The following is a 17,920-nucleotide window of genomic DNA, read 5'->3' on the forward strand; positions in this document are numbered from 1 at the left end:
CCGGCGCCTCCCGGCACCGGGGGCTCTGTCATGCCTTCGCGGTCACGCCGTCGCCGAGCGGTACTTCCTGACCGACAGGGTCCTGAACACCACGATGATCAGCACCGAGTAGATCAGTGAGGCCCATACCGAGTGCCGCATCGGCCAGGCCTCGGAGGACGAGACGCCCGGGTTGCCGAACAGCTCCCGGCACGCCTGGACCGTCGCGCTGAACGGGTTCCAGTCGGCGATATGGCGCAGCCACGGCGTCATATGGCTGGTGTCCACGAAGGCGTTCGAGATGAACGTGACCGGGAAGAGCCAGATCAGTCCGCTGGAGGTGGCCGCCTCGGGGGTACGGACGGACATGCCGATCAGGGCGCCGATCCAGGTGAACGCGTACCCGAGCAGGAGCAGCAGCCCGAAGGCGCCCAGCACCTTGCCGACGTTGGTGTCCGCGTCCGACCCGACTCGCCAGCCGACCAGGAGGGCGACCACCGCGAGCACTATCAGGGTGAGCGCGGTCTGCACGAGGTCGGCGAAGGTGCGCCCGGTGAGCACGGCGCCTCTTGCCATGGGCAGCGAGCGGAACCGGTCGATGAGGCCCTTGTGCATGTCGTCGGCGATGCCGGCGCCGGAGCTGGCGGTGGCGAACGTGACGGTCTGCGCGAAGATGCCGGCCATCAGGAAGTTCTTGTAGTCGACGGCGCTGGTGCTGCCGCCGATCTGCATGGAACCGCCGAAGACGTAGGTGAAGAGCACCACGAACATGATGGGCTGGATCAGCCCGTAGATGATCATCTCCGGGATCCGGGACATCCGGATCAGATTGCGCTTGGCGACGACCAGGGAGTCCCGGACGGACTGGCTGACCGGGTTGCCGGCCGGTGCGATGCGTGCGGTGTCGGTGACAGCACTCATTTGTTGACGGCCTCCTTGCCGCCGGCCTTGCCGCTCGCCTCGTCCTTCGCCTCGTCCTTCTCCTCGGCCACATGGCCGGTCAGGGAGAGGAAGACATCGTCGAGGGTGGGGCGGCGCAGGCCGATGTCGTCGATCTCGATGCCCCGGGTGTCGAGCTCGCGGATGACCTCGGCGAGGAGCTTGGCGCCGCCGGTGACGGGGACGGTGAGCTTGCGGGTGTGCTCCTCGACCGTGGTGTCGCCCTTGCCGAAGCCGCGCAGGACCTCGGAGGCGGTCCGTATGTCCTCGCGCTCATGGACCACCACCTCGACGCGCTCGCCGCCGGTGCGGGCCTTGAGCTGGTCGGAGGTGCCCTGGGCGATGAGACGCCCGTGGTCGACGACGGCGATGTCATGTGCGAGGTGGTCGGCCTCTTCGAGGTACTGCGTGGTCAGCAGCAGGGTGGTGCCGCCGGAGACGAGCCGCTTGATGACCTCCCACAGCAGCTGCCGGTTGCGCGGGTCCAGGCCGGTCGTCGGTTCGTCCATGAACATCACGGGCGGGGAGACGACCAGGGCGGCCGCGAGGTCGAGTCGGCGACGCATACCGCCGGAGTAGGTCTTGGTGGGGCGGTCGGCGGCGTCCGCGAGGTCGAACTGCTCCAGCAGCTCGACCGCCCGGGCCTTCGCCGCCTTCGCCCTCATCTGGTAGAGCTGGCCGACCATCTGGAGGTTCTCGCGGCCGGTCAGATACTCGTCGACCGCCGCGAACTGGCCGGAGAGCCCGATGGAACGGCGTACCGCGTCGGGGTGCTTGAGGACGTCGATGCCCGCGACGACCGCCGAGCCGCTGTCGGGGCGCAGCAGGGTCGTGAGGCAGCGGACGGTCGTCGTCTTGCCCGCGCCGTTCGGCCCGAGCAGGCCCAGGACGGTGCCTTCCGGCACGTCGAGGTCGACGCCGTCCAGAGCCTTTACGTCACCGAAGGTCTTGACCAGGCCTTCGGCATAGATGGCGCCTGGCATATGAGTCTCCACGTCGTCGGGGATTCTTCGAAAAGCCTAGGTTTGCGCTGGTCCTGCCGCCTGCCCTTTTCTCGCAACACACCATAACGCGATGTATCGCGAGTCTCAATGGACTTTCACGAAAGGGTGAATCCAAGCCGCTGACCTCAGTCGATGACCGTGTAGCCCGCGTTCCGCAGGGCCTGGCCGACCTCGGCGCAGTGCTCGGGGCCCTTCGTCTCCAGGTGCAGCTCGACCTCCGCCTCCGTGAGCCCGAGCCGTGGATCGGTCCGCACATGGCTCACGTCGAGGACGTTAGCGTCCACCACTGACAACACCCCGAGAAGCGTGGCGAGAGCGCCGGGACGGTCCGTCAGCCGCAGGCGTACGGCCAGGTAGCGGCCCTGCGCGGCCATGCCGTGCCGCAGCACGCGTTGCAACAGCACCGGATCGACGTTGCCACCGGACAGCACCGCGACGACCGGTCCCTCGAAGGCGCGGGGGTCGCTCAGCAGCGCCGCGACGGGGCTCGCGCCGGCCGGCTCGACGACCAGCTTGGCCCGTTCCAGGCTCAGCAGCAGCGCCGCGGACAGCTCGTCCTCGCTGACCGTACGCACCTCGTCGACCAGTTCGCCGACGATCTCGAACGGCACATCGCCGGGCCGCCCGACCTTCATGCCGTCGGCCATCGTGGCCGGGTTCTCGATCGACACCGGCCGCCCGGCCGCCAGCGAGGGCGGATACGCCGCCGCGCCCGCCGCCTGGACGCCCACGATCCGCACGTCGGGCCGCAGCGACTTCACCGCGACCGCGACGCCGGCCGCGAGACCGCCGCCGCCGATGCCGAGGACGATCGTGCGCACCTCCGGGCACTGCTCCAGGATCTCCAGGCCGACCGTGCCCTGGCCCGCGATGACGTCGGGGTGGTCGAAGGGATGAATGAACACCGCGCCCGTCCGCTCCGCGTACTCCTGCGCGGCGGCCAGCGTCTCGTCGACCACCTGCCCGTGCAGCCTCACCTCGGCGCCGTAGTCCCGGGTCGCGCTGATCTTCGGCAGCGGGGCGCCCTTCGGCATGAACACCGTCGACCGCACGCCCAGCAGCGCCGACGCCAGCGCGACACCCTGCGCGTGGTTGCCCGCGCTCGCGGCGACGACCCCGGCGGCCCGCTCCTCGGGCAGCAGTCCGGCGATCCTGACGTAGGCGCCGCGCAGCTTGAACGACCCGGTGCGCTGCAGGTTCTCGCACTTGAAGTGCACCGGCGCGCCGACCAGCTGGGAGAGGTGCCGGCTGCCCTCCATCGCGGTCACCCGGGCCACTCCCGTGAGCATCTTCTGGGCGCCCTTCACATCGTCGAGGGTGACGGGCCGCAGGGAGTGCAAGGAGTCAGCCGTGCCGTAGCTCATGACACAAGCATCGCAGTTCACAGGCGCAAGCGGCCGCTGTGACCAACCTCCGAGACCGGTTTGCGCAGCGCCGGTACGGCCCGCCTTCCAGCCGCGTACCCTGTCCCCCAACCCAGCACCCCTCATCTGAAGTGAGCCCCCGGCCATGCCCACAACACCTGAAATGTCGATGGACATGACGACCGTCGGTGACACCGGTCTCCTCGACACGCTGCAGCACGAGGTGGCGGTCTTCGCCCGCCGTGCCGAACAGACCCGGCTCGGCGGGGTCGGGCAGGTGCGCAACTCCATGGACCGCGCCGCATACCTGCTGCTCAACCGCCTCGACAAGGAAGGCCCGATGGGCGTCAAGGCGCTCGCCGCGAGCATGGGCATCGACTCGTCGACGGTGACCCGGCAGGTGGCGCCGCTCGTGGACACCGGGCTCGTCAAGCGCACCTCGCACCCGGAGGACGGGCGGGCCGTGGTGCTCCAGCTGTCCCCGCGCGGGCTGTCGCGGCTGGAGGAAGTGCGCTCCTCGCGGCGTCAGTTGATGGCCGAGCTGACACACGACTGGGCGCCGGAGGAGCGCGAGGCGTTCTGCACGCTCCTCACGCGCTTCAACACCGCGCTCTCCTCCCGGATGGCGGCACAGGGGCTGCCGGGTGCGGACTCCCCGTCGGCTTCCTGAGCGGTCGGCTTCCGGAAAACAGCCGCCGGCCCGAGTGGTCGGATTCCTGAACGGCTGATGTGTCCGCGCGCGGCTCTTGACCGAAAGGCCACCCCTGGCCTCATATGAGACCGGGTCCCGAGTCGCACACGGTTCCGTATCCCGTACGCGACCTGGGGGCCGGTTCCCTCACATGGTCGGTCTGCGGCGGGAGGCGCGGTGCGACAACGGCATGCGTCTCAGGACGCCCGCCGTGCCCGGGAGTTCGAGGCGTTCGTCGCGGGCGCGGCCGGGCGGCTGCTGCATGCCGCGACCCTCCTCACCGCGGAGGCCCCGGACGACAACCCGCGCGCGCGGCGCCTGCTGACGCTGGCGCTCGCCCACACGTACGCGTGCTGGGACGGACTGCACGGCGAGGACCCGTACGACCGCACCCGCCAGTACCTGGCCACCCGGTTCGCCCGCGGCGCCTGGCACCAGTACGGCGGTCTGGCCGGCGCACGTCCCCATCCCGCCAGCCCCCTGGCCGGTCTGGCCCCGCAGGAGCGGCTCGTCCTCGTCCTCAGGCTCTACGAGGGTGTCGCCGAGGAACAGGCGGCGGCTCTCCTCGGCCTGCCGACGGAGCGCGTCCACACGATCTGCGACCGGGCGACAGCGACCCTGCTGCACCCGCCCCGGGGCCCGGCGCCCGCGGTGGGCGGGGCGAAGATGGCGCCGTCATGAGCGGGCCGGGGCTGACCGGCGGGAGGCGGCCGTGAACCGGCCCGAGCGTGAGGCCGCCGTACGGCGGATCATGGACCAGGCGCCACCGCCCGTGCCCCCGGAGCTGCACGCGGAGGTGGTGCGCCGGGGCGCCCGCATGCTGCGGCGCAGGCGGGCGGCCCGCCGCGTGATGTGGTTCCTGCTCTTCGCGGCGAGCGTCGCCTTCATCGTGTGGGCGGTGCTGGCCCGCCCCTGGGTGGAGCCGCCGTCGCAGACGACTCCACCGCTCACCGACTGGTGAGCCCTCGGGCTCCTCGGACCTACCGGCCCAGCGCCTGCTGGAGGTCTTCCAGCAGGTCGTCGACGTTCTCGATGCCCACGGAGAGGCGCACCAGGTCGGCGGGCACCTCCAGGGCGCTGCCCGCGGCGGACGCGTGCGTCATGCGGCCGGGGTGCTCGATGAGGGACTCGACGCCGCCGAGGGACTCGCCCAGCGTGAACACCTTGGCGCGGTTGCAGACCTCGACGGCCGCCTCCTCGCCGCCCTCGACCTGGAAGGACACCATGCCGCCGAAGGCCCGCATCTGCTTGGCGGCGACCTCGTGCCCGGGGTGGTCCTCCAGGCCCGGGTAGAGGACCTTCGTCACGCGCGTGTGCCGGGTCAGCATGTCGGCGACCTTGGTGGCGTTCTCGCTGTGCCGGTCCATGCGCACGGAGAGCGTCTTGGTGCCGCGCAGCACGAGCCAGGAGTCGAAGGGCCCGGCGACCGCGCCCATCGCGTTCTGGTGGTACGCCAGTTCCTCGCCGAGCGCCTCGTCGCCGACGATGAGCGCACCGCCGACGACGTCGGAGTGGCCACCCATGTACTTGGTCAGGGAGTGCACGACGACGTCCGCGCCGAGCGCGAGCGGCTGCTGGAGGTAGGGCGTGGCGAAGGTGTTGTCGACGACGAGCTTCGCGCCGGCGTCCCGGGCGATCTGCGCGACGGCGGCGATGTCGGTGATGCCGAGCAGCGGGTTGGAGGGGGTCTCCACCCACACGGCCTTGGTCTTCGGGGTGATGGCGGCCCGTACGGCGGCGGGGTCGCTGGTGTCGGCGACCGACCACTCCACGCCCCAGCGGGCGACGACCTTGGCGAAGAGGCGGAACGTGCCGCCGTACGCGTCGTTGGGGATGACCACGTGGTCGCCGGGGCTGAGCAGCGTACGCAACAGGCAGTCCTCGGCCGCCAGTCCGGACGCGAACGCGAGACCTCGGCGACCGCCTTCGAGGGCGGCGAGGTTCTCCTCCAGGGCGGTGCGGGTCGGGTTGGCGCTACGGCTGTACTCGTAGCCGCCGCGCAGACCGCCGACGCCGTCCTGCTTGTACGTGGAGACCTGGTAGATCGGCGGGACGACCGCGCCGGTGAGGGGATCGGCGGTGTTGCCCGCGTGGATCGCGAGGGTCTCGAAGTGCTGACTGATGTGCCTGTCGCTCATGGGCCCCGAGCGTAGTCCGCATTCCGGACCGATGTCGGCGATGAGGTGTACATGCCGTCGACTGCGGAGCTGTCCGTCCCCGGTTGTCCACAGGCCGGGGACCTGGTTGGCCAATTGTCGGCGGCGTCTGGAACGCTTGTGGCATGGAGATTCTCTGGGTCCTGATGGCGCTGGTCATGCTGGGCTTCGTGGTGCTGCCCGTCCTGCGGCGCAGGAGGGGCGTGATCGAGCGGGTCCCGCCGGGCCACCCCGACGCCGCGGACCCGGCGGAGTACGGCTTCGTACGGCAGGAGGAGCTGGACGTCCGGATGCCCGGACCCGACCAGGACCTGCTGGACGTACTGGACCTGGTGCAGCGCACCCAGGACTACCGCGCGGCCTCCCAGCTGCTCGCCGGCACCGGGGCGGAGGGCGAGCCGCGCTGGCAGCGCGTGCAGGCCTTCGCGGGTGCGGCCTCCCTGGAGCTGGCTCAGCGGCCGGGCGGGGTGAGCGAGACGCCGGGCGGGCAGTGGCTGCGGGTGTGGCGGGCCGAGGCCCCCAAGGACGCGGGCGGTGCGGCCGTGCACGCGGAGTTCCTGGTGCAGCAGGCGTGGCGGACGGCCACGCCGGGCACGGACGACTTCCGGATCATCATGGAGGAGGCGAGGGCGGCGTGCGGCGAGGCGGCGCTGCTGGCGCCCGGTGACCCGATCCCGTACATCGTCGAGCTCTCGGTGGCCCGTGGCCTCGCCTACTCCCGCGAGGAGTTCGAGCAGCTCTGGCTGAAGATCCTGGACCGCGCCCCGGCGCACATGGGCGCGCATCTGGCGGCGCTGCACTACTGGTGCGAGAAGTGGCACGGCTCGCGCGAGCAGGCGATGTCCTTCGCGGAGGCAGCCGCGGCGCGTGCCCCCCAGGGCTCTCTCCTGTCGGCGATGCCGCTGTTCGCGGTCTTCGAGCACCTGCCCGAGGTCAACCTGGTCGCCGGCTTCTATCAGAGCGAGGTGGTGACGAAGGCGATCCACGGCGCGCTGCACGCCGTGCACTCGGCCCGCGCGGACGACCCGATGCTGGCGCACGTCCGGCACATGCTGGTCTTCTTCCTGGTCCGCGGCGAGCGCTGGGCGGAGGCCATGAACCAGCTCATACACATCGACGGCCACGTGGGCGCCCTGCCGTGGACCCTGTCCCCGGACCCGGCGGCGGAGTTCGCGGTCTACCGCGCGCTGGCGGTGGCGGGCTACGAGGCGAACGGCGGCAGCCCGGCGACGCTGCCGCACTGAGGCGGGGCGGCGGAATGCCGCGTGTGGCGCCTGAATGCGGGGTGAGGCCCCGGAATGCGGGGCGGCGGGCCGGTGTTGAGGGCCGTGCCGCCCTCCCCGCCTCCCCGACGAAGGAGCCTCCATGCTGTTCGGCCGTACGCCGGTCCTCCCCACCCCCGAACAAGCGCTGAAGGGCCGCCCCGAACCGATATTCACCGTCCCGGACCGCCACACCGTCCTCGGCACCCCGCTCCTCGGCCCCTACCCGGAGGGCCTGGAGATCGCCGACTTCGGCCTGGGCTGCTTCTGGGGAGCCGAACGCAAGTTCTGGCAGCTCCCGGCCGGTGTGTACACCACCCTCGTCGGCTACCAGGGCGGCCACACCGAGAACCCCACGTACGAGGAGGTCTGTTCGGGCCTCACCGGCCACGCGGAGATGGTCCGCGTGGTCTTCGACCCGGCCGTCCTCTCGTACGACCGCCTCCTGCGGACCTTCTGGGAATCCCACAACCCCACCCAGGGCTTCCGCCAGGGCAACGACGTGGGCACCCAGTACCGCTCCGCGATCCACACCCACACGCAGGCCCAGGCCGACACGGCGGCCGCCTCCCGCACCGCCTACCAAAAGGCCCTGACGGCCTCCGGCCACACCGGCACCATCACCACGGAGATCCTCCCGGCGGAGAACCGCCCCTTCTATGCCGCCGAGGGATATCACCAGCAGTACCTCGACAAGAACCCGGCGGGGTACTGCGGGCTGGACGGCACCGGGGTGTCCTGCCCGATCGGTGTCGCCAAGGTCGAAGGCTGACCTCTGCGGGTTCGCGGGCCCGGCACGCCCCACCGGGGGGCCTTTGTCCGGGGGCGACTGAAAATCGGTGGTCGACGGAGCCGACCGCCCCCACGCTGTAGGTCATGGAACAACCCCACCGTGAGATCCGCGCGGCCTATGCGGACGCCACGATCACCGTCTACCAGGCGTACTCCCCGCACATCGGTCTGCCCGCCGTCCGCGAGGGCCGTTTCCCGGGTGCGTGGAAGCGCGACAGGATGACGTGGATCAAGCCGTCGTTCCTGTGGATGATGTACCGCTGCGGCTGGGGCGCCAAGGAGGGGCAGGAGACCGTTCTGGCCGTCGAGATCAGCCGCGAAGGCTTCGACTGGGCGCTCGCCAACGCGTGTCTGTCGAGTTACGTCCGCGAGGTGCATCCCGACCGCGCCACCTGGCAGCGCCAGTTGAAGCGTGCGCCCGCTCGTGTGCAGTGGGACCCGGAGCGGGATCTGCGCCTGCGACCCCTGCCGTACCGGTCGTTGCAGCTCGGCCTCTCCGGTGAGGCGGCACACCGTTACGCGGACGAGTGGGCGGTCGCCATCCGTGACGTGACACCACTCGCCCACGAGATCCACGCCCTGGTCGACAGGGGTGACCTGGACGAAGCCGCCCGGTTGCTGCCCCAGGAACGCCCCTACCCGCTTGGCGACACACCCCTCACCCACCTGCACGGATGAGGTGCCGTTCGCGGCTCGCGCAGGCGGACAACGCGGATCTCGGCATCCGAACCCGGCCGTGGACGCCGGGTACACCCGCCTGGAGGATCATTGCGGCGTGAAGAAGCGTGCCGAGAAGACCCAGCCGGCGGAGCAGCCGACGGAACAGCCGCTCGGCTCCGTGCTCACCCCGTACCAGCAGACCCTGCGCGACCGTATGCTCGCCGCCCCCGTGCTCCCCGCACCCGAGCCCTGGCGGCCGGTCTTCGCCTCGTGCGCCCCCGTCGGCGGGCTGCTCGGGATCGGTTTCGCCACGCATCCCGACAGTCATCCCGACAGGGGCAACGATCTGGTCATGGTCGTCTCGCACGACGGACACGGTCTCTTTGACGCCGTTACCGGCGAGAAGATCGCCCGGGAGCGGGACCCCGACCCCGAGGACGCCACTCCCGACTCCACCGCCGACCTCACGTGCCCGGGACTGGGTCCGATCGCCGGGCCCAGGGTGCGCATCGCCGGGCTACACGGCGGCGGACTCCACCTGACCGCCGCCGGCGGCTGGGGTCTGGAGGTCGTCCACCCGGCCTGGCCCCACGAACGCGTCCTGCTCACCCACGGCAGCGGCATGCCCCACCGTGAGCCGCACGGCGAGGGATGGTGGCACATCTTCAACTCCCACTACAGCGAGCTGCGCACCGTCGGCTTCTCCCCCTCCGGCCACACCCTCGCCGTCGCCACCAGCAGCGACCTCACCCTCTGGACCCGCGCCGGCCGAAGGTAGTATCCGCCGACACTTCCGGCCTCTCGTCGAGGGCCGCTGAATCATGTGGGTGGGGGCACCTCGATGACGTTCCGACTGCGCGCCGTGCGCGCGTTCGCGCTGCTGGTCGGCTTCTTTCTCATGGGCGCGGTTCTGCTGACGGCCATGGCGGTGCTCGACTGGCTGGTGTTGACGAAGCTGTACAGCGCACGGGCGGCCTGGGTCGAAGGCGGGCTGCTGACCGTCACCTTCCTGTTGGCGGTGGCGATTCTGCGCGGCATGTTCGCGTTTCTGCGGGCCGGGCGGCTGCCGCAGGTGACCGACGCGGTGGCGGTCACCCCGGAGGACCAGCCCGAGCTGTGGGAACAGATACGGGCCGCCGCCGAGGCGACGGGACAGCGGCCGCCGGACGAGCTCTACCTGGTCGCCGAGGTCAACGCGGGGGTCGCCGAACAGAGCCGGTGGCTGGGGCTGCTGCCAGGACGACGCCGCATGTTCCTGGGCCTGCCGCTGCTGGCCGGGGTGACCGGCGCCCAGCTGCGCGCCGTCCTCGTCCACGAGTTCGGGCACCTCAGCAACCTCGACACCCGGCTCGGCGCCGTCACGATGCGCGGCCGGACAGCCCTGATCCACACGGTGGAGGCCTTTCGTGACGGCAGCACCCACTTCCACTATCTGGTCGGCGTCCTGTACGTCGGCTACGCGCGGATGTTCCTGCGCACCACGCAGTCCGTGGCCCGCCACCAGGAACTCGCCGCGGACCGGATGGCCGCCCGGCACGCGGGGCGTGACGCGACGGCCGCCGCGCTGCGGGCCCTTCCGGTACTCATGAGCGCGTACGCCCACTACCTGGAGACGTACGCCTCGATGGGCGGTTCGCAGGAGCAGGAAGAAGAAGCAGGAGGAGCAGCGGGAGCCGGCGGAGCGGAAGCAGCGGAGGACGCGTTGCCGCCCGTGGGCGAGGTGTACGGCGGTTTCCGCCGGTTGCTCGCGGCCCGCACCGAGGAGGGGCTCACCGCGCTCGCCGCGGGCCAACGGCCGCCGCGGCCACACCCGTACGACTCACATCCGCCGCTGGCCGAACGCATCGCGTTGATCGAGGAACTCCCCGCCGACGTCGAACTCGACCCGCACAGCCACACCCGGCATCAGCCCACCCCCGCACTGGCCCTCCTACGCGACACGGACCACCTGTTCGCCGCCCTGGAAGCCCGGACGCTCCCACCGACGGTCGTGCAACTGCCCCGCAAGAGCTGGGACGAGCTCACCATGGCCCGCGCGATCGCTGACGCCGAGGGCTGGTCGCGACCGCTGCAAGTCGCCGTGGCCAGGACACTTCGCTCGACCGAGCAGAAGGCGGAGCAGACGACAGACGGCACGGCGACCGTACGCCGGGACACCACACCCTCGGTCCCGGCCAGCCCGGCCAGCCCGGCCGGAGCGGTCAGCACGGTCAACTCCTCCTTGCCCGGCCTGGAGGAGATACTCGACGCCTTCGACCGCGGCCTGCTGTGGATGGAGGTCGCCGACCGGATGCCCAAGCCGTATCAGGCGGCGCGACTCATCGGCCCGTCCGCCCGCAACTTCATCCGCCCCCGGATCTTCGACGGGCTCGCCGGCCTGATCCATCTGCGGCTCGCCGAGTCCGGCCAGGCCCAGCCGGACATCGCCTGGTCGGGCCGGCCAGGTCTCGTCCTGCCCGACGCATGGGAGAAGGGCATGGACGACGCCCTCGACGCCGCCGTGGCCGACACACCCGACACCGCTCCCCTGCGCGCCCTGCTCGCCACCCCTCACCCTCTGGCCACGGCGACGTGACCCGACAGTTGGACGGAGCGTCCGTCGGCGAGGAACTCGTCATGCGTGGTGACGCAGAGGTCCCAGGGGGACACAGGCGTTCCGACGCCCGCCCCCTCACACCCGCTCCGCCAGGAACTCCTCCCACGTCCGCTCCCCCGTCTCCGCCCCCTCCAGCGTCAGGTTCGCGCCCGCGCGGTACGCCTTGCCGGCCTTGCCCGGAATGCGCACCGGCATCCTCAACCGGCTCTTCCTGCCCCGCAGTTCGAGGTAGGGACGGGCCAGCTCGGCGATGTCGTACACCGCCGGTCCCGCCATGTCGGGTACCAGGCCCGCCGGTTCGCCCAGCGCCAACTCGACCATCCGCGCCGCCACTTCGGCCGAGTCGACGGGCTGGAGGCGCAGCCCGCCCGGTACCGGCAGGACGGGGAGCTTCGTCATCTTCTCGACCATCGTCAGGGTCAGGTCGTGGAACTGGGCCGCTCGCAGTGTCGTCCACGGGATGCCCGAGTCGGCGATCGCCCGCTCCGCGTCCCGCTTGGTCCGCAGCCAGGCCAGCGGGACGCGGTCCGCGCCGATGACCGAGATGTGGACGAGGTGGCGTACGCCGGCCGCGCGGGCCGCCCGGACGAGGGTGCGGGCCGCCTCGTCGTCGCCCTTGGGTCCGCCCGCGAGGTGCAGGACCGTCCCGACCCCGGCCAGCGCCGCGTCGACGCCCTCGCCCGTCATCAGGTCGCCGGTGACGGACTCGATCCCGTCCGTGTCCTCGCGGTCCCGGCGGCTGAGGACCCTTACCGTGCGGCCCGCCGCCCGCAGCAGCGGTACGGCGTGGCTGCCCAGGGTGCCCGTGCCACCGGTGACGAGGATGATCTCCGTCCGGTCCGTCCGGTCCGTCCGGTCCGTCCGGTCCGTCTGGATCGCCTGGTCCCTGCGCTTCATGACCGCTCCCGTTTCATCTCGCCGAAGTGTCTTCGCGGGTATGACGGAGCGGTCTGAAGCGATGTGACAGGTGGGCCGGACTTTCTCGAAACTCAGATGGTCGCGGTGTCGATCACGAAGCGGTAGCGGACGTCGCTCTTCAGCACCCGCTCGTACGCCTCGTTGATCTCCGAGGCGGCAATCAGCTCGATCTCGGCACCGAACCCGTGTGCGGCGCAGAAGTCCAGCATCTCCTGGGTCTCGGCGATGCCGCCGATCATGGAGCCGGCGAGGGTCTTGCCGCCGCCGATGACGGAGAAGAGGTTGAGGGCGACGGGCTCCTCGGGGGCGCCGACGTTGACGAAGGCGCCCTCGGACTTGAGGAGGGAGAGGTAGGCGTCCAGGTTCAGGGGGGCCGAGACCGTCGACAGGATGAGGTCGAAGGTGCCCGCCAGCTCCTTGAAGGTGGTCTCGTCGCTGGTGGCGTAGTAGTGGTCGGCACCCAGCTTCAGGCCGTCCTCCTGCTTGCGCAGCGACTGGGACAGCACGGTCACCTCGGCGCCGAGCGCGTGCGCGATCTTCACGCCCATGTGGCCGAGGCCGCCCATGCCGAGGATCGCGACCTTCTTGCCGGGGCCGGCCCCGAAGCGCTTGAGCGGGGAGTACGTGGTGATGCCGGCGCACAGCAGCGGCGCGGCCTCGTCGAGGGAGAGGCCGTCGGGGATACGGACGACGAAGTTCTCGTCGACGACGACCTTCTCCGAGTAACCGCCGTAGGTGGGCTCGCCGTCCTTGCCGACGCCGTTGTACGTGGGGACGCTGCCGCCGGTGCAGTACTGCTCCAGGCCGGCCTTGCAGTTGTCGCACTCCCGGCAGGAGTCGACGAGGCAGCCGACGCCCACCCGGTCGCCGACGGTGTACTTGGTGACGCCGGGGCCGACCTCGGAGACGACGCCGGCGATCTCGTGGCCGGGGACCATCGGGAAGATCGCCTGGCCCCAGCCCTCGGTGGCCTGGTGGATGTCGGAGTGGCAGATGCCGGCGAACTTGATGTCGATCAGGACGTCGAACTCGCCGACCGGGCGTCGCTCGATGGTGGTCCGCTCCAGCGGGGCCTTGGCGGCGGGGGCGGCGTAAGCGGCAACGGTGGTCATGCCGGGGTTCTCCTAGCAGAGGGGGGTCGCGCCCGGCTGCCTTCCGGCCGGGCACGATGTCCAGCGTGCCGGAACGGACACCGTTCACCCAGGCCACAGCTTTGCGTACGTTCGCTGGTCCTACCACTGGCGGGGACAGGATGGTGGACGTACGACCGTGAATACTTGACGTATGGACGACATGGCCGAGACGGCGGAGGAGCGGGGCGGAGCCGGTGGCGCGCTGGACCGGCGGGCCGAGCTCAGCGAGTTCCTGCGCACCCGGCGGGCCCGGCTGAAGCCGGAGGACGTGGGGCTGCCCGACTTCGGGCGGCACCGGCGGGTGCCGGGGCTGCGGCGCGAGGAGCTGGCGCAGCTGGCGGGTGTCTCGGTGGCGTACTACACCCGCCTGGAACAGGGCAACGGGCGGAACGTGTCGGCGGAGGTCCTCGACGCCATCGCCCGCGCGCTGCGGCTGAGCGACGCCGAGCACGCGCACCTCTCCCATCTCGCGAAGCCGAAGCAGCACAAGAAGAAGCCGGCGGCCCGCACCGAGCAGGTGCGCGGGCCGCTGCGGCAGCTGCTGGACACGATGGACGGCGTCCCGGCGTACATCTCGGGCCGGCGCTCCGACATCCTCGTCTGGAACCGGATGGCCGCGGCCGTCTTCGGCGACTGGTCGGAGCTGCCGCCGCAGGAGCGGAACTGGGCGCGGCTGGTGTTCCTCCAGCCCGAGTACCGCGACCTCTTCGTGGAGTGGGACCAGAAGGCGTACGACATGGTCAGCTTCCTGCGCATGGCCGCGGGCTGCCACCCCGACGACCCGCGCCTCGCCGCGCTCGTGGGCGAACTCTCCCTCAAGAGCGAGGAGTTCAGACGCCTGTGGGCCACGCACGACGTCAAGGAGAAGAGCTACGGCGTCAAGCGTCTGATGCACCCGCTGGTCGGCGAACTCACCCTGAACTTCGAGTCGTTCCGCCTGACCGACGGCACCGAGCAGACCCTGATCACCTACTCCGCCGAGCCCGGCTCCCCGTCCGCCGACGCCCTGCGTCTGCTGGCCAGTTGGGGCGCGGACGCGACGCGGGCGGGCAAGGACGCCACGACGCCCAAGGCCTGACGGCTCACCCTCGATACGGCGGCGCCACCCCCCACCCCCACTGCGGCACCGGCTGCTCGGCGGGCGGCTTGGCGTCCGGCCCGGAGAAGTACACGGCGAGCCGCGTGCCCCACTCCACGTACGCCAGGAACGCCGAACGGAACTCGGCGTCCGTCGGCAGGCCCGCCTCGTCGGCGGCGTCCTGGATCAGGTTCACCCAGCGGCGGCGCTGTGGCTCCGTGATGCCGCGGCCCATGTGCTTGGCGACCATGTGGCCGTGGCCGCCCTGGGTCTCGGAGTAGGCCGCCGGGCCGCCGAAGACCTCGGCGAGCCACATCGCCACATGCGAGGCGTGCTCGGGGGCCAGCCCGGCGAAGACGGGGGCGAGGAGGTCGTCCTTCAGCACCTTCTCGTAGAAGACCGAGGTCAGCCGGGCGAAGGCCGCCGCGCCGCCCGCCCACGCGTACAGGGTGGGCAGGGCCGCCCCCCGCCCCCGTACCGCCGTCGGCTTGTAGTGCCGCATCTCCTCGATGTCACCGACGTAGGGCCGGATCTCGGCGAGGAAGTCGGCGAACAGCTCGGACTTGCGGAAACCCTCGATGTGGTCCTCCGTCGAGGTCCAGGTGATGCGCAGGACGAAGTGCTCGAAGTCCTCCTCGCAGCGGGCGAGTTCGTAGTCGACGCAACTCGGGGCGGCCGCCAGCTGGGCCGCCGCCCGGGTGTAGGCGGACAGGAACTCGGCCGAACGGTCTTCCGGGATGCGGTATCGGATGTATTCGACGGTCTCTGCGGTCATGCCCCCACACTCACACGCCGGACGAGCTGGAAGCTGCTCCTCCGCCTGACAGGTCCGTACGGGCTGTTTCCTGGGCCAGGGACAGCCTTCTCATCGTTCTCTTATTTCAGCCTTATCCAGCCATCACTCGCCGTGCCTAGCTTGCGGCCATGTTCTTCACCTACCTGAGGCGCGAACTGCGCCGCCGCAGAAAGGCGGCCCTCGTCGTCGCCTCCGGGCTCGCGCTCGGTATCGCGTTGGTCATCGTGGTCAGCTCCGTGTCCTCGGGCATGGGCAAGGCCCAGGACAAGGTCCTCCAGTCGCTGTACGGCCTCGGCACCGACATGACCGTCACCAAGGCCGCCGCCGCGCCCTCGGCCAACAGCTCCGAGCGCCCGCGCTTCAACTTCGACGCGCAGGACAGCGACTCCGACGAGGAGCAGAGCAGCGACCGCGTCATGGTCCAGGGCTTCCAGACGCTGGCGACCTCGACCGTCACCAAGGTCGGCGACCAGAAGGGCGTCTCGGACGCCGTGGGCGGCCTCAGCCTCCAGGTCATCAAGGTCAGCGGCCAGTTCACCCGCGGCCAGTTCCAGCAGAACGGCAACGGCGGCGGCCAGCAGCAGGGCGGCCCCGGTGGTGGCGGCACCGGCCAGCCGCAGGGTGAAGTGCAGGGCGGCGGCGCCGACTTCGACGTCAACAACTACTCCGTCTTCGGCACCGACGTCACCGAGCCGGCCCTCGGCCCGCTGACCTCCTCGGAGATCACCAGCGGCCGTACCTTCAAGACCTCCGAGACCAACGCCAAGGTCGTCGTGGTCGACTCGGCGTACGCCAAGGAGAAGAAGTACAAGGTCGGCTCGTCGATCACCATCAAGGGCACCAAGTACAAGGCGATCGGTGTCGCGACCGCCAGCAGCGGTGACGCGGCGGCCAACCTCTACATCCCGCTGAAGCAGGCGCAGACCCTCAGCGACTCCAAGAACAAGGTCACCACGATCTACGTCAAGGCGACCGACTCCCAGCAGATCGACTCGGTCAAGTCGACGATCCAGAAGAACATCTCGGGTACGACGGTGACGACCTCCGCCGACCTCGCCGACACCGTCTCCGGCTCCCTCTCCACGGCGTCCTCCCTCGCGACGAACGTCGGCAAGTGGCTGTCGATCGCGGTCCTGGTCGCCGCGTTCCTGGTCGCCGGTCTGCTCACCTCCTCCGCGGTCTCCCGCCGCGTCCGCGAGTTCGGCACGCTCAAGGCGCTGGGCTGGCGTTCGGGCCGGGTGACCCGGCAGGTAGTCGGCGAGGCGATGGTCAACGGCCTCCTCGGCGGCGCGCTCGGCATCGGCCTGGGCCTGGCGGGCGCGTACGTCGTCACGGCCATCAGCCCCACGCTGGAGGCCCAGTTGGGCGGCGGCACCGGCGGCGGTGGCGGCATGGGCGGCCCCGGCGGTGGCGGCGGCTTCGGCGGCGGCCCGGGCCGCACCACGGCCAAGACCCTGGAGGTCGCCCTGACGGCCCCGGTGAGCGCGACGACGGTGGCGACAGCCGTGGGCCTCGCGGTGGCGGGCGGCCTGATCGCGGGCGCGTTCGGCGGCTGGCGGGCGTCGCGGCTGAGGCCGGCGGACGCGCTGAGGCGAGTCGAGTAGCGATCACTTTTCAGGCGAACGGGAGCTCGAAGGCTGTTCAGGGGCGCGGGGAACTGCGCGACCAGCCACAACGAACCCGCACCCGGACAACAACCAGGAGCCACCCAAAATGTACGAACTCAGAAGCGTCACCAAGCGCTACACCCGAGGCAAGGACACCGTGGACGCCCTCGCCGGCGTCGACCTCACCATCGCCGACGGAGACCGCCTGGTCATCCAGGGCCCCACCGGCGGCGGCAAGTCCACCCTCCTCCAGATGCTCGGCGCCCTGGACAAGCCCACGTCCGGTGAAGTCGTCCTGGACGGCACGGACCTGGCGAGGCTGTCCGAGGCGAAGCTCACCAAGGTCCGCAGCGAGAACATCGGCTTCGTCTTCCAGAGCTTCAACCTCATCCCCACCCTCACCGCCCAGGAGAACGTGGAGACCGCCCTCGTCCCCCTCGGCGTCAAGGTGAAGGACCGCCGCGAACGAGCCGCGGAGGCCCTCAGCTCCGTCGGCCTGGGCGAACGCCTGGGCCACCTCCCCTCCGAGATGTCCGGAGGGCAGCAGCAGCGCGTCGCCATCGCCCGCGCCCTCGTCAAGCAGCCGAAGGTACTGCTCGCCGACGAGCCGACCGGCAACCTCGACGAGTCGATGCGCGACGAGATCATGGACGTACTCGAACGCATGTGGAAGGAGCTCGGGCTGACCTTCATCATGGTCACGCACGACTCCGCGATCGCGAAGAAGGCCCCGCGGCTGGCCACCATTCGCAAGGGAAAGATCACGGTGAAGGAGAACGCGAGCTCCTGAGTACGAGAACTCGTCCCCTCCTGAGTATGAGCAACGCGTAACAGTCCGATGCTGTGCGTCACCTGTCTCTTGAGGGGCCTGATCACCCCCCGGCATACTGCGTGTTCCGGGGGGTGCACGCTTGTCTGTGCGGGACCACCCCCGGCCGGGTGAAC

Annotated in this window: 18 protein-coding genes; 11 read left to right on the forward strand and 7 right to left on the reverse strand. The window is 70.7% G+C overall.

What is annotated here, in order from left to right:
- Positions 1 to 42 precede the first annotated feature (42 nt).
- The 3 genes from ACIHIX_RS02660 to ilvA form a co-directional block, all read right to left on the reverse strand.
- Positions 43 to 900, reverse strand: a complete 858-nt coding sequence (locus tag ACIHIX_RS02660) for an ABC transporter permease (RefSeq protein WP_399948951.1) — start codon at positions 898 to 900, stop codon at positions 43 to 45.
- Positions 897 to 1,901: an ATP-binding cassette domain-containing protein gene (locus ACIHIX_RS02665; protein ID WP_399948953.1), complete on the reverse strand. Its 1,005-nt coding sequence runs from the start codon at positions 1,899 to 1,901 to the stop codon at positions 897 to 899. Before ACIHIX_RS02665 ends, ACIHIX_RS02660 begins: the two co-directional genes overlap by 4 nt.
- A 146-nt stretch (positions 1,902 to 2,047) precedes the next feature.
- Positions 2,048 to 3,286, reverse strand: coding sequence for a threonine ammonia-lyase (gene ilvA / locus ACIHIX_RS02670; RefSeq protein ID WP_399948955.1), 1,239 nt, complete (start codon positions 3,284 to 3,286; stop codon positions 2,048 to 2,050).
- Positions 3,287 to 3,449: 163 nt separating this feature from the next.
- On the opposite strand from ilvA, the gene ACIHIX_RS02675 reads away from it, so the two are divergent.
- From ACIHIX_RS02675 to ACIHIX_RS02685, 3 genes are all read left to right on the forward strand, one after another.
- Positions 3,450 to 3,956 (forward strand): MarR family transcriptional regulator, encoded by a 507-nt coding sequence (locus ACIHIX_RS02675; protein WP_329344124.1) that lies wholly within the window; start codon positions 3,450 to 3,452, stop codon positions 3,954 to 3,956.
- 198 nt (positions 3,957 to 4,154) lie between these two features.
- Positions 4,155 to 4,658: a sigma factor-like helix-turn-helix DNA-binding protein gene (locus tag ACIHIX_RS02680; RefSeq protein ID WP_399948957.1), complete on the forward strand. Its 504-nt coding sequence runs from the start codon at positions 4,155 to 4,157 to the stop codon at positions 4,656 to 4,658.
- Positions 4,659 to 4,689: 31 nt separating this feature from the next.
- Positions 4,690 to 4,938, forward strand: coding sequence for a hypothetical protein (locus ACIHIX_RS02685; protein ID WP_399948959.1), 249 nt, complete (start codon positions 4,690 to 4,692; stop codon positions 4,936 to 4,938).
- A 19-nt stretch (positions 4,939 to 4,957) separates the two neighbouring features.
- Here the strand turns inward: ACIHIX_RS02685 and ACIHIX_RS02690 are convergent, their stop codons facing one another.
- Positions 4,958 to 6,115 (reverse strand): cystathionine gamma-synthase, encoded by a 1,158-nt coding sequence (locus ACIHIX_RS02690; RefSeq protein WP_399948961.1) that lies wholly within the window; start codon positions 6,113 to 6,115, stop codon positions 4,958 to 4,960.
- 143 nt (positions 6,116 to 6,258) lie between these two features.
- Here ACIHIX_RS02690 and ACIHIX_RS02695 point away from each other — a divergent pair, with 143 nt between their 5' ends.
- The 5 genes from ACIHIX_RS02695 (at position 6,259) to ACIHIX_RS02715 (ending at position 11,422) form a co-directional block, all read left to right on the forward strand.
- A complete protein-coding gene (locus ACIHIX_RS02695) occupies positions 6,259 to 7,377 on the forward strand; it encodes a hypothetical protein (protein WP_399948962.1) in 1,119 nt (372 codons plus the stop codon).
- A 121-nt stretch (positions 7,378 to 7,498) separates the two neighbouring features.
- Entirely contained in the window at positions 7,499 to 8,167 is a 669-nt protein-coding gene (gene msrA / locus ACIHIX_RS02700) for a peptide-methionine (S)-S-oxide reductase MsrA (RefSeq protein WP_399948964.1), read from the forward strand.
- Between the two features lie 104 nt (positions 8,168 to 8,271).
- Positions 8,272 to 8,865, forward strand: coding sequence for a DUF4291 domain-containing protein (locus ACIHIX_RS02705; protein WP_399948966.1), 594 nt, complete (start codon positions 8,272 to 8,274; stop codon positions 8,863 to 8,865).
- Positions 8,866 to 8,962: 97 nt separating this feature from the next.
- Complete coding sequence (locus ACIHIX_RS02710) at positions 8,963 to 9,625, forward strand: hypothetical protein (protein WP_399948968.1); 663 nt, start codon at positions 8,963 to 8,965, stop codon at positions 9,623 to 9,625.
- Between the two features lie 63 nt (positions 9,626 to 9,688).
- Positions 9,689 to 11,422 (forward strand): M48 family metallopeptidase, encoded by a 1,734-nt coding sequence (locus ACIHIX_RS02715; protein WP_399948969.1) that lies wholly within the window; start codon positions 9,689 to 9,691, stop codon positions 11,420 to 11,422.
- A 96-nt stretch (positions 11,423 to 11,518) separates the two neighbouring features.
- Here ACIHIX_RS02715 and ACIHIX_RS02720 read toward each other — a convergent pair whose 3' ends face one another.
- Positions 11,519 to 12,340 carry an SDR family oxidoreductase gene (locus ACIHIX_RS02720; RefSeq protein ID WP_399948971.1) on the reverse strand — a complete coding sequence of 274 codons (822 nt, stop codon included), beginning with the start codon at positions 12,338 to 12,340 and terminating at the stop codon, positions 11,519 to 11,521.
- A gap of 92 nt (positions 12,341 to 12,432) precedes the next feature.
- Positions 12,433 to 13,473 (reverse strand): NAD(P)-dependent alcohol dehydrogenase, encoded by a 1,041-nt coding sequence (locus tag ACIHIX_RS02725; RefSeq protein ID WP_399948973.1) that lies wholly within the window; start codon positions 13,471 to 13,473, stop codon positions 12,433 to 12,435.
- A 172-nt stretch (positions 13,474 to 13,645) separates the two neighbouring features.
- Here ACIHIX_RS02725 and ACIHIX_RS02730 point away from each other — a divergent pair, with 172 nt between their 5' ends.
- Positions 13,646 to 14,572, forward strand: a complete 927-nt coding sequence (locus ACIHIX_RS02730; protein WP_399948975.1) for a helix-turn-helix domain-containing protein — start codon at positions 13,646 to 13,648, stop codon at positions 14,570 to 14,572.
- A 4-nt stretch (positions 14,573 to 14,576) separates the two neighbouring features.
- Here ACIHIX_RS02730 and ACIHIX_RS02735 read toward each other — a convergent pair whose 3' ends face one another.
- Complete coding sequence (locus ACIHIX_RS02735) at positions 14,577 to 15,347, reverse strand: group II truncated hemoglobin (protein ID WP_399948977.1); 771 nt, start codon at positions 15,345 to 15,347, stop codon at positions 14,577 to 14,579.
- Between the two features lie 149 nt (positions 15,348 to 15,496).
- On the opposite strand from ACIHIX_RS02735, the gene ACIHIX_RS02740 reads away from it, so the two are divergent.
- Entirely contained in the window at positions 15,497 to 16,972 is a 1,476-nt protein-coding gene (locus ACIHIX_RS02740; RefSeq protein ID WP_399948979.1) for an ABC transporter permease, read from the forward strand.
- A gap of 109 nt (positions 16,973 to 17,081) precedes the next feature.
- Positions 17,082 to 17,765 (forward strand): ABC transporter ATP-binding protein, encoded by a 684-nt coding sequence (locus ACIHIX_RS02745; RefSeq protein WP_399948981.1) that lies wholly within the window; start codon positions 17,082 to 17,084, stop codon positions 17,763 to 17,765.
- Positions 17,766 to 17,920: the final 155 nt, after the last annotated feature.

Origin of the sequence: Streptomyces sp. NPDC051913, from assembly GCF_044593635.1 — a bacterium.
Taxonomy (GTDB): domain Bacteria; phylum Actinomycetota; class Actinomycetes; order Streptomycetales; family Streptomycetaceae; genus Streptomyces.